Genomic DNA, 12,310 nt, shown 5'->3' on the forward strand with positions numbered 1-12,310 from the left:
CGGACTCCATGCCGACCACGGTCTGGGTTGCGTCAACGGGGGTGACCTTCACCTTAGAAGCGGAGGTGTCAACGTCGTCGATGGTGGGTGCGTCAACGTCAGCGTTCTTGAAAGTGATCAAGCCGTTAGCCTTCAGCAGCTTCAGTGCGCGTGCTTCGTTCACGGTGTCGTTCGGGATAACAATCTCGCCACCCTGGGGGATGTCAGAGAGGCTGGAGTGCTTCTTGGAGAACAGAGCCATCGGGTAAATCACGGTCGGGCCGACAATCTGCAGGTCCTGATTGGCGCTGACGTTGTAGTTCGACAGGTACGCGATGTGCTGGAAGCGGTTCATGTCGATGTCACCGGCGACCAGTGCGGGGTTCGGCTCGGTGTACGCGCTGAACTCCTTGTACTCAATCTCAATGCCCTGCTTCTTAGCTTCTTCCTGCAGGGTCTTGTTGAACTGCTCAGAACCGACCACACCGATGGTGACCTTCTTGCTGTCGGAAGAGGAGGAGGAGTTGGAGGAACCGCAGCCTGCCAGGCCAAAGACCAGGGGGACGACTGCGAGTGCAGCAGCAAACTTCTTCACGGCTATGAATCTTTCTGTTGAATGATGATGCGTTCCGCCGGGTGCTGACGTTGGTACTAGCACATCCGATGGGAATGATGATGGGACAATTACAGCATGGGCGGGGGCGGGTGTGGAAGTTAAGAGCTATTCATGAGACACAGAACGTCAAGGTCGTCATATTTTGTCATAATTCGTCATGCGGTGATTATTACCGGGCATCAAAGCGTCATTGACGGTGTATCCAGGCACACACACAACGCCGGCCCGGGTACAAAAACCCAAGCCGGCGTCCATATTACTCACCCATTACGGGAGTGCCCACCCGTTACGGGCGGGCGGGCAGTCAACCGGTGCTACTGGCAACCAGTACTACTGATCGAACTCGCCCGAAGCAATCAACTGCTCACGCACCTTACGGCGCAGAACCTTACCCAGCATCGAACGGGGCAAATCATCCACCACCACGATGCGGCGCGGAACCTTATAGCGAGTCACCTTCGAATAGCAGTGCTCACGCAGAGTATGCTCCTGCACCACTCGGCCCGGAGCAGCAACCACAGCGGCAACGACCATCTCACCACCGGCAGGCAGCGGAATACCGACGACCGCCGCATCCGCGACCGTATCGTGCTGCTTGAGGGCGACCTCAACCTCCGTCGGGGAGACGTTGAAACCGCCGGTAATAATGACTTCCTTGATGCGGTCAACAATCTGGATGAAGTAGTCTTCGTCCAGGCGCACAATATCGCCGGTACGCAGCCAACCATCGGGGGTGATGGTCTTCGCCGTCTCATCCTCACGCTTCCAGTAGCCGGCAAAACGCTGCGGGCCCTTCACCCACAGCTCGCCCTCTTCACCCTCGGGCACGTCAGCGCCGGTCTCCGGGTCCACCACACGAATATCGGTGGAGGGGAACGGAACACCAATAAAACCGGCACGGCGAGTGTCATTGAGCGGGTTGCAGGACACCAGCGGCGCGCACTCGGTCAGGCCGTAGCCTTCCACCATGAAACCGCCGGACGCTTCCTCCCACTCGGCAACCAGCTCAGGCGGCAGGTTCATCGCACCAGACACCGCGTAACGGATACCCTCCAGAGACACGCCGCGCTTCTTCGCCTCATCCAAGAGTCGGCGATACACCGGCGGAACCGCAGGAAGAATGGTCGGGCGAGTCTTTTTCATCGCCTTCAAAATCAGGTCCATATCCACGGTCGGGAACAGCACCAGGCGGGCACGGCACAGCGACGCAATAGTCACGCCCAGGGTCATTCCGTAGGCGTGGAACAGCGGCAGAACCGAGTAAATCACCTCGTCATCGCCCGGGTTAATCCACGCCTCACCCATACGGCCGTTAGACTCCAGGTTGCGGTGCGTGAGCATCACACCCTTCGGCAGACCGGTCGTACCCGAGGTGTACTGCAGCAGCGCAATATCGTGCGCGGTCGGGCGGCGATGCGCAGGATCAATACGCTCGCTCTTCACCAGCTGAGCCCACGACACCGTACCCGGAGCAGGCCCGGTCAACTTCTCACGCGAAGCACGCGCACTCTTCAACGGCAGCTTCAGCGCGGTACGCATCAGCGCGGGCATCGCCGAAATCATGTTCACCGAATAAATGTGGTTCGGGCGGATATCCTCCGGAAGACCCGTAATATGCGAGGCGATCTTATCCCACACAATCGCAACCTTCGCGCCGTGATCTTCAAACATGTGGCGCAGCTCAGCACCCGTGTACAGCGGGTTGTGCTCCACCACAATCGCGCCCAGGCGCAGGATCGCGTAAAACGCCGCAATATGCTGGGGGCAGTTCGGCAAAATCAACGCCACACGGTCACCAGCCTGCACGCCAGCCACGCGCAGGCCCTCCGCCGCACGCTCAATCTGATCGCCCAACTCGGCGTAGGTCGTGGTCGCGCCAAAGAACTCCAGCGCCACCTTGTAGGGTACGGTGCGAACCGCCTCGTCAATGAGGTGGCTCAGCGAGGTTTCGGGTAGCTCAATATCGCGTGCCGTCCACGGAGTATAGTTTTTCAACCAGGGGCGATGCGCCAACGGGTACGCGCCAGTGGGTACGCCAGCGGGGGATGCAGGTGCCGCCGCATCCTGCAGGTTCGTGTTCTTCTGAGCCTCAGTCATGCATTGATTGTGCCTTCCCACGCCCTCACTCTTCAACTCAACAGCATTTCCTTCCACGCTGAAAATCACGCCGCACACCCACCCCAGATACCGCAATAAACACCGAAACACTAAGGCACAATCCCACAACTCTGGGATACTTAAGGCATGAGTAAACGACAGCAAGACATCACTGACGAACAGTTCAAGAAGCTCCTCCGCGAAATTTCCAAACGATTCGCTATCGCCGGAGGAGTCGTCATCCTGTTCGGAATGGCCATCATCGCACTTGCTTACCTTCTGGGAGGAGCCCACTAATGCACACCCCGCAGCGCCCCACCGGCGAAACCTTCAACCGCATGATCAACGGTTCCGTCTACATGCCCGATGCCGAATGCGCCGCACAGTTCAAGCGCATCCACGCCGCCACCGTCCTCGCCGAAGAGCATTACGCCCGCGGCGAGCAGGCACAGGCAATGCACGTCTACCGTGAACACCTCGGGCACCTGGGCGAACACGCCCACATCCGCCCCGGCGCACGCTTCGACTACGGCGTGAACACCTACATCGGTGACGGTTCCTTCTTCAACTTCGGCACCGTCTTCCTGGACGTCTGCCCGATCCGCATCGGCTCCACCGTACTGGTTGGTAGCAACGTACAGTTCCTGACCCCCACCCACCCGCTCCACCCCGGCGACCGCGCCGACTACTGGGAAGCAGGCGCACCCATCACCGTTGAAGACAACGTGTGGATTGGTAGCGGCGCCATGATTCTGGGCGGCGTGACCATCGGCAAGAACTCCGTCATCGGTGCAGGTACCGTTGTTACCGAGGACGTTCCGGCGAACTCCCTGGTCGTGGGCAACCCCGGCCGCGTTATCCGCACCCTGGATGAGAATGAGCGCCCCGCACACCCGCACACCTTCTCCGCAGAAGCCCTAGAAGAAGCACGCGCCTTCTACGCTGACCGCAACCGCTAAATCAGCGCCACCCCAGGATTAGATCCAAAGGACTTAATGAACGCACAGAACAACACCCCGCAGCAGCGCCCGGCTGCCGCGGCGTCCACGCCCACCGAAAGTGACCTGTGGGAGGCGGCATTCTCCTCCGACGACCCCACCGTGGTCCTGACCGATGAGGAGCTGAACGCGGCACGCCGCGCCCACGAAAAGGCGCGCGAGTCGAGCTCTTCGGCGCAGTCTTCGGCGCAGGCCTCCGCACAGTCCTCGCAGGATGCGACCCGCCCCCTCACCGAGGCGGCTACCGCAACCCAGCCGATCCTCTCCCCCGGTGCTACCTCTCAGAGCGCAGAATCCGGCGCTAACTTCGGCGAGCCCGGAGACGACAACCTCAGCTGGCTCGACAAGCCCGCAGCCCCCAGCACGGACAACGTACGCGGCGGCGCAACTACCACCCCCGCTACCCCGCCTGCCACCGCTGCAAGCTACGAGGTGCCCGCACCCGCCTCCACGCAGGCTAGCCCCGCGGCAGATGACCACTTCGTCATCCCCACCCCCGCAGGTGATGCCGGCGCCGCTGGCTCGGAGCCCATCCTCACCGCCGCAACCGCGCTGTCCATGCAGAAGAGCCGCTACTCCCGCATGCACCTGCTGCCCGGCCTGCTCGGCTGGCTGATAACCATCTCCCTCATGGACGGTGGTCTGTGGGCTATCCAGTCGTGGCTGACCCTGACCGGTCAGAGCGAGTCCGTCGAGTACGCCTCAGTGGTCTCCCGTCTCTTCAGCGGTGTATCGAATGCCGTGCCGGTCGCGGTGGCGTTGAGCGTGCTCGTCTTCTTCGCCTACCTGGTGGGCGGTTACGCGGCCGGACGCATGGCACGATTCGCCGGCGCGAAGCAGGGCATTGCCGTATGGCTCTGGCAGATTATGGCGCTTATCCTCGGGTCCCTGGCGACCTTCCTCGCGCCTCAGCTGTTCCAGAACGGTGTCGCATCCCTGTCCCTGCAGAAGCTTATTGCGGGCGATTTCGCGAACGGTCTGCTCGCGGTTCTGCTGGTTCTGGCGTTGAGCTTCCTCGGCGCTATCCTCGGTGGCCTGTTGGGACGCCTGTACCACCGCCGCGTGGACAAGTACCCGAGCGACCAGGTGGCACGCGAGGACGCCTAGTCTTCTCAGCGCCCGCGCCTCGTCGCGGTAGGAATAAACCGTACAGAAAACCTCCGGTACCTTACGTAAGGTACCGGAGGTTTTCTTTATGCGAAGCTACAAAGCGTGCGGCCAAGAAGCCACAGCTTAGTGGTCCAGCAGCAGTGCAGGCTCCTCAAGGATCGCCGCCACATCAGCCATGAAACGAGCCGACAGGTCGCCATCCACCACACGGTGGTCAAAGGAACCGCCCAGGGTCGTCACCCAGCGAGGAATGACCTCACCATCAACCACCCACGGCTTCTGCTTGATCGTACCGAAGGCAACAATCGCCACCTCACCGGGGTTAATAATCGGGGTACCCGTATCAATACCCAGCGAACCGATGTTCGTAATGGTCAGGGTGCCGTTCGCCATCTCAGCAGGCTGAGTCTTACCCTCACGGGCGCGAGTGGTCAGGTTGTTCAGCGCAACCGCCAAATCACGCAGGGACAGCTCCTGAGCGTCCTTAATGTTCGGAACCATCAGGCCGCGCGGGGTCGCCGCAGCAATACCCAGGTTCACGAAGTGCTTAATCTGGATTTCGCTATCGGTCCAGGTCGCGTTGACCTGCGGGTTACGCTCAGCAGCCCAAATGACCGCGGCGGCAAGCACCAGCAGCGGGGTGACCTTCACGCCCTCAAAGTGGCGGGACTTCTTCAGACGCTTCACGAATTCCATGGTGCGGGAGGCGTCAACGTCTACGAAGATGGACACGTGCGGGGCGCTAAACGCCGAAGCAACCATCGCCTTCGCGGTAGCCTTACGAACACCACGCACCGGGATGCGCTCAATGCGGTCACCGGGGGTGGTTGCGGGCTGCCAGAAGGGCTGACGGGCGCCGCTATGCTGCACATCGCTCAGGTGCGCCACATAGTTCATGAGGTCCTGCTTGGTCACCTGGCCGCGCGCACCGGTAGCGGTCACGTTCGCCAGGTCAACACCCAGCTCCTTTGCGGCAAGACGCACCGGAGGCGGCGCGAGGGTCGGACGGTGCGGAACCTGCTCGGGAGCCAAAGTCGGCGCGGGAGCCGCTGCGGGGTCGGGTGCCAGACGCTGCACCACCGAGTTCAGCGGGGTGTTCTCCACAAAGCGGGAGGCGCGCTCAGCCAGCTCGCTCAGCAGGCCCTGGTTGCGGTTCACCGGGTCGGTGGGAGTGTGCGCCACGGGTGCCTGAACAGCCGGTGCGACCGGTGCCGCAGTAGCCTGTGCGGGCTGGGTTGCGGAGGCGGGGCGCTTGCGGGCGCGACGCTTCACCGCATCCGCCTTGGGGCCGGAGCCAACCAGCGCGGTGCCGGATTCAGCCTCTGCCGCGGCGGGGGCTGCCGGGGTTGCGGGTGCGTTGTCACCTCCGGAGATGCTGATGATGGGGGTGCCCACCTCAACGGTTTCACCTTCGGCAACGAGCAGCGCCTCGACGGTGCCGGCGAAGGGCGAGGGAAGTTCCACGACGCTCTTTGCGGTTTCAATTTCGACGAGGACGTCGTTGATGGCGACCTCGGTGCCGACTGCTACCTTCCAGCTGAGGATTTCTGCTTCGGTCAGGCCTTCACCCACGTCAGGGAGCGGGAAAATCTGGGACATTTTTACCTCTTACTAGGGCATATACCCTATACGGAATATTCTGTGCGGGCTTACAACCCGCGATAGCGCAACACGCTGATACGTCAGATCAGGGAATGCCTAGTAGTCAAAAGCGCGGTCGACCGCCTCAAGAATACGGTCAATATCGGGCACGTACTCTTCCTCAACACGAGAAACCGGGTACGGCATGTAGTAGCCGCCCACGCGAATCACCGGCGCCTGCAGGCTGTAGAAGCAACGCTCCGTAATCGCCGCAGCCAGCTCACCGCCCATACCACCGAAGGTCGGCGCCTCGTGCGCAATAATCAGGCGGCCAGTCTTCACCACCGAAGCAGCAACGGTCGGCACATCCAGCGGCGAAATCGAGCGCAGGTCAATGACCTCAATCGAGCGACCATCCTCCACGGCAGCCTCCGCAGCCGCCAGAGCAACCGGCACCAGCGGACCGTACGCAACGATGGTTGCATCCGTACCTTCACGCACCACCTGGGCGCTAAAGGGATCAAAGGAAGTGTCGCTAAAGTCCACTTCACCCTTGAGCCAGTAGCGGCGCTTCGGCTCAAAAATAATGACCGGGTCGGGGCACTCAATCGCCTTGCGGGTCATCCAGTACGCCTCATGCGGGGTCGAGGGGGTCACAATACGCAGACCCGCGGTGTGGGCGAACAGCGCCTCCGGGGACTCGGAGTGGTGCTCCACCGAACCAATCACGCCACCGTACGGAATACGGATAGTCACCGGCACCGTGTACTGCTTATCGGTACGGTTGTGGATCTTCGCCAGCTGGCTCGTGATCTGGTTGTAGGCGGGGAACACGAAGCCGTCGAACTGAATCTCCGGCACGGGGCGGTAGCCACGCAGCGCCATACCGATGGAGGTGCCGATGATGCCGGACTCGCCCAGGGGCGCATCCATGACGCGGCGGTTGCCGAAGCGCGCCTGCAGACCCTCGGTCACACGGTACACGCCGCCGAGCTTGCCGATATCCTCACCGAGCATGACGACGGTGCGGTCGGCTTCCATGGCGTCTTCCAGGCCGCGGGTAATCGCCTTGGCGAGGGTCAAACGTTCAATTTTCTCGCTCATGCTTACTCCTCTTCAAAGCCTGCAACGTAGTTACGGTAGAACTCGCGGTCGTCTTCCACCTGCTGGTGTTCCTGCGCGTAGACGCGGTCGAAGAAACGCTCAAAGTCGGCAACTTCGGAGTTCAGCACCGCCTCACGCACGCCGGATGCGACCTGCTGCGCGGATTCTGCAACCTCGGCGAAGAAAGCATCATCGGCGTAGCCCTGCTCGCGCAGGTGCTTCTCAAGGCGAATCATGGGGTCGCGGCGCAGGGGACCTTCCAGGTCAGCGTCGGTGCGGTACTTGGTGGGGTCGTCCGCGGTGGTGTGCGGGCCGAGGCGGTAGGTCTCAGCCTCAATCAGCACGGGGCCTTCACCGGCACGAATCTTCTCCATGGCGTAACGGGTTACGGCGAGCACCGCGAGAACGTCGTTGCCGTCCACGCGGATACCCTCAAAGCCGTAGCCTGCGGCGCGGGTGGACACCGGCACGCGGGACTGCACCTCGAAGGGCACGGAGATAGCCCAGCGATTGTTCTGCACGAAGAAAAGCACCGGCGCGTTATAGGAGGCGGCGAAAACCATGGACTCGTGTGCGTCACCCTCGGTGGAGGAGCCGTCACCGAAGTAGACCGCCACGGCGGGCTTCTGGGTGTCCTCGGCGGGGTCGGTTGCCTGGCCCTGACCGGTGCGGCGGGTGCCGGTTTCAGCCTCGATGTCGGCGTCGAAGTTCAGGCCCATGGCGTAGCCAACGGCGTGCAGAGTCTGGGCGGCGAGCACCTTGGTGTAGGTGTGGAAGTTGTGCGCCTTCATGTCCCAGCCGTGGGTGGTGGAGCCGCGGAAGATGGTGATTAGGTCGCGGAAATCCACGCCACGCGCCAGGGCGACGGCGTGCTCACGGTAGGAGGGGAAGATGTAGTCGTTGGGCGCGTAGGCGAGTGCGGAGCCGACCTGCGCGGCTTCCTGGCCTCGGCTGGGTACCCAGAGGGCGAGCTGACCCTGGCGCTGCAGGGCGGTTGCCTCGTCGTCGAATCGGCGGGTGGTGTACATGAGGCGGTATGCCTCGCGCAGGGTGTCTGCGTTGACGTCTTCGATGTACCGGCTGTAGGTGGGGTGTTCGTGTACGGTGCCGTTTTCATCCATGAGCTGGATGCGTTCGGGCACTCCGGGGTACTTGTCGTTCTCGTGCATCTAACCTCCACACGTGACGAGGGCTTGGCCCTCAGCGGCTTGGGTTTTAGCCTCAACATTCACCTGATGGTGCAGGGTTTGAGGTGTTCCGGCAAGCCTGTGAGGGTCTGGGCATATGTAGTTACCAGTCTACTCTTTTCGGCTTTATCTCGCGGCAGTTACGCTGATAACACAGCGCATTATGCCCTGTCATTCACTATTTGAACATCATTAAATTAAGCCTCCCATATATTCTTTTTACAGAATATATGGGAGGCTTAATTTAACTCTTGAGAGCTTTTTCGAGCCGTTATTTTTCCCGCACGAGAACCATTTGAAAAGCCCAAACGAACCTCGACAAGGGAAAATAGTACATTGTTCAATTAGGGCTCAATCAGGGCAGGGTGGGTGCGCCCGCCCCTTCACAAGATGCCCTAAAGCCCCTTTGCGAAGACCTCACAGAGCGAGAGGAAACGGTCATTCGCCTCCACCTCACCGATGCTCACGCGAACACCCTCGGTACCGAACGCACGCACCGACAGCGCATGCTCAGCCATCAGCTGCACAAACTCACCCGTGCGCTCCCCCAGGGGCAGCCACACAAAATTCGCGTACGTGCTCGGGAAATCGTAGCCCAGCTCCCGCAGTCGAGCGGTCACGCGCTCACGCTCAGAGACCAGGTGGCTCACACGCTCCATCACCGCGTCCTCATGCTCGATGGAGGCGATAGCCGCCGCCTCAGCCAGCGCCGTCACGGCGAACGGGGTTGCCGCCACGCGCAGGTGCTGCGTAATCTGCGGGTGCGAAATCGAGTAGCCCACGCGCAGACCCGCCAGGCCCTGCGCCTTGGAGAAGGTGCGCAGAATGATGACGTTTTCGTAGTCACGGTAGATGTCCAGGCCGTTCAGCGGGGCTTCTTCACCTTCCGGCACGGTGGAGGCGGCGCAGAACTCGAAGTACGCCTCATCAATCACCACGGGAATGTGGGCGGGCACCTTCGCCAGGAACGCACGGATCTGGCTTTCGGTGACGGCGGGGCCGGTCGGGTTGTTGGGGGTGCAGACCAGAATCAGGCGGGTGCGTTCGGTGATGGCTGCCGCCATGGCGTCCAGGTCGTGCGAGCCGTCGGGCAGGTTCGGCACCTGCACACTGCGAGCGCCCATAATGCCGACGAGGATCGGGTACGCCTCGAAGGAGCGCCAGGCGTAGATGACTTCGTCCTGCACGCCGTCGGCGTTGACGCCGGCGAAGGTTTTGAGGATTTGGTTGAGCGCGCCGAGGCTTCCGGCGCCGGTGACGATGTCGTCAGCGTCCACGCCGAGCCGTGCGGAGAGCTTCTGTCGCAGGGCGGTGGAGAGCGGGTCGGGGTAGCGGTGCACGGTCGCAAATTCTGCGAGGACGCGCGCGACCTCGGGTACGGGACCCAGCGGGTTCTCGTTCGAGGAGAGCTTGTACTGGGTGAGGCCTTCAACGGGTGCGGGCGGCTTGCCTGCCGCGTAGCTGGGCAGGGTGTTGAAGACGGGGCGGACCGGGATATTGGCGTGTTCAGCTGACTGGCTCATGCTTCCAGTATGTGCCTGCGGGCGGCCCGGAGGCTAACGCTTCTCACCTGTAGAGCAGATCGCGAGCAAGCTGTAACTGTGCAGGCAGCAGATACTAGCCGCGAGCGCTGCACGCTAAGAAGCACTGCACTCAAAGAAGCACTGTACACACAGACTGTGCGCGCAAAGGCTGTGCGCAAAGTTGGAGGGGCGCCGCCGGGGTTGTTCCCGGCGACGTCCCTCCTTTCTCTTCTCTACTCTACTCGCCCCTCCACCCTCCACCGAGCCGTCAAGATGGGTTCTTGAGACTGGGTTTTAGACTGGTGCTTTAGACCGCCATGGGTTCACGCTCCTCGATGGGGGTCAGGTCCTCGGGAGGGCCTGGGGCGCGGAACCCGGGATCGATGTTCTCGGATGGGAACATTGGCATGGGCGCAGGTTTCAGGCCCGGCAGGGTCGGGATGAGCGACTCGCCACCGTCGTAGTCTCCGCCCTGTCGGGGCCCGAGGAACGGATCCTTGAGCACAGAACCAGCATTAGGGAGCTGCAGGCGATCGATGATTGGCTGAGTAACAGCCTTTTCGATGTGCGTATGCAGGTCTGCGGGTTTGGGCAGAATATCCGGCGGGATTAGACCTGCAGGGGGCTGCTGCCCCTCTGCCTCGATGCGGGCGGGCAACTTGATGGGTGCAGGCTCCGGACGGTTCAGATCTGCCGGCATATTGATGGCGGGCGGAATATTCTGCGGGTTGTATCCCTGCAGGAAGGGCATCTTGGGCCTCTGCGGCACAGGGGTTTCGGGCCACGCAGGCTCCGGGGCCTGAGGCTTTTCCTGCGGAGTCGGCTCGGGGTGAGGGAGGGTCTTTTTGACGCCCTCGATGACGGCGGGGAGTGTCTTGTTGAACTTCTCCCCTGCATATTCTGCTTTTTGTTGTACCCGTTCCACCCGATTTCTAATATCTTGAAGGCCTTTAACCTTACCGCCCGTTCCTTGCTCAATCGCTTCGTCTATACCCTTCTCGTCAAACTTAACTCCAGATTTATGGGCTTGGTCTATGTAAGTTCCGAGGCGTTCGGCCGTTACGCCTTTTCGCTCAACCGAGCTATATCCATCTGGCATGGCAGAGCCCGAGGTAACCTTCTGCTCCCCTAATACATACTCTTTGCCGTCCATTGCCGCACGCATGCCACCAAAAACCGCGTTACTATACCCCTCACGCTCTAGAGCTTCTCGGTAGTTTTCGCCATGATGTACAGGGTTCTGGACGGTAATCGCTGTATCACGTTCATCAGGACGCCAGCCTCCCACTTCCCTCCGTGCACTATCCGGAACAATATCGCCTTCACCTTCTACATAGTCCACGGCGAAGCCACGGCGTTTAGCAGGCAAGCCTCGTAGCGGAGTACCTTGAGCGTAAATACCCACAATATTAATTTCCTTGGCAACCTCGAGGCTATTAGCCATGTTGTAGGCAATCATGGCACCCTGACTGAAGCCCTCCATGTACACACGGGCACCTTGAGGTGCTCCGGCATCACGTAGGGCTTGCAAAACCATCTGGTAGGCAGAGTTCCTCGTGGTATCTGTACCTAAGGTTTCACGCACGGCACCTGCCGGGTCCATGGGAGAACCGCCCCAGGAATTAAAGTTAGTACCCGGAATACTCACGACATACAGGGCATGGGCGGGATCGCCTTCGTGTCCTGCTTCGTACATGACAGTGACGAGCACGGCACCACGTTCGCCCTTAGTCGGATCTTGCTGAGAACGCTCAAATTCCTGATCCTGCGCCTTAGCAGCCGCCTGCAGACGATCCGAGCTGACGCCTACAGAAAGCTGGCTTTTCTCACCACGATGCGTCGGTACACCGTACTCATCAGCTGAGGCAGTACGCACGTTATGAGCTTTGTACCCGGTAGCCTTGATGAGGCTGAATACAGGAAGCCTGAACGCACCACCGTCCAGTGCCTTTCGAACGAATCCTCGCGGAAGACCAAACATGTCTGCAAGGCGGTCAAATGCTCGCTGACGAGCAATTTCGGGGTTCCACTGGGCATCCATATAGGCGGTAAAACCAAACAGAATACCCGCGATGATAGGCGAATACGGCAGCATCCAAGATGCCGAGAAGTACC

At 60.9% G+C, this 12,310-nt stretch carries 9 protein-coding genes; 2 read left to right on the top strand and 7 right to left on the bottom strand.

The features are described 5' to 3' along the window. Together Q0216_RS04955 and Q0216_RS04960 are read right to left on the bottom strand one after the other, a co-directional pair. On the bottom strand, positions 1-574 hold a 574-nt coding region (locus Q0216_RS04955; RefSeq protein WP_298593416.1), incomplete at its 3' end, for a MetQ/NlpA family ABC transporter substrate-binding protein. A gap of 351 nt (positions 575-925) precedes the next feature. Further along, positions 926-2,692, bottom strand: coding sequence for a long-chain-fatty-acid--CoA ligase (locus Q0216_RS04960; RefSeq protein WP_298593418.1), 1,767 nt, complete (start codon positions 2,690-2,692; stop codon positions 926-928). A 296-nt stretch (positions 2,693-2,988) separates the two neighbouring features. On the opposite strand from Q0216_RS04960, the gene Q0216_RS04965 reads away from it, so the two are divergent. Next, positions 2,989-3,651, top strand: a complete 663-nt coding sequence (locus Q0216_RS04965; protein WP_298593420.1) for a sugar O-acetyltransferase — start codon at positions 2,989-2,991, stop codon at positions 3,649-3,651. 36 nt (positions 3,652-3,687) lie between these two features. Next, positions 3,688-4,797 carry a hypothetical protein gene (locus tag Q0216_RS04970; protein ID WP_298593422.1) on the top strand — a complete coding sequence of 370 codons (1,110 nt, stop codon included), beginning with the start codon at positions 3,688-3,690 and terminating at the stop codon, positions 4,795-4,797. Between the two features lie 126 nt (positions 4,798-4,923). Here Q0216_RS04970 and Q0216_RS04975 read toward each other — a convergent pair whose 3' ends face one another. From Q0216_RS04975 to Q0216_RS04995, 5 genes are all read right to left on the bottom strand, one after another. Next, positions 4,924-6,399, bottom strand: a complete 1,476-nt coding sequence (locus tag Q0216_RS04975) for a dihydrolipoamide acetyltransferase family protein (protein WP_298593424.1) — start codon at positions 6,397-6,399, stop codon at positions 4,924-4,926. A 99-nt stretch (positions 6,400-6,498) separates the two neighbouring features. Further along, on the bottom strand, positions 6,499-7,485 hold the full coding sequence (locus tag Q0216_RS04980; protein ID WP_298593425.1) for an alpha-ketoacid dehydrogenase subunit beta: 987 nt from the start codon (positions 7,483-7,485) through the stop codon (positions 6,499-6,501). Between the two features lie 2 nt (positions 7,486-7,487). After that, positions 7,488-8,654, bottom strand: coding sequence for a thiamine pyrophosphate-dependent enzyme (locus Q0216_RS04985; protein ID WP_298593427.1), 1,167 nt, complete (start codon positions 8,652-8,654; stop codon positions 7,488-7,490). A gap of 413 nt (positions 8,655-9,067) precedes the next feature. Beyond that, on the bottom strand, positions 9,068-10,195 hold the full coding sequence (locus Q0216_RS04990; protein ID WP_298593429.1) for a histidinol-phosphate transaminase: 1,128 nt from the start codon (positions 10,193-10,195) through the stop codon (positions 9,068-9,070). Positions 10,196-10,502: 307 nt separating this feature from the next. Further along, positions 10,503-12,310: extensin (locus tag Q0216_RS04995; RefSeq protein ID WP_298593431.1), on the bottom strand; the 1,808-nt coding region annotated here is incomplete at its 5' end.

Origin of the sequence: uncultured Rothia sp., from assembly GCF_937976295.1 — a bacterium.
Taxonomy (GTDB): Bacteria; Actinomycetota; Actinomycetes; order Actinomycetales; family Micrococcaceae; genus Rothia.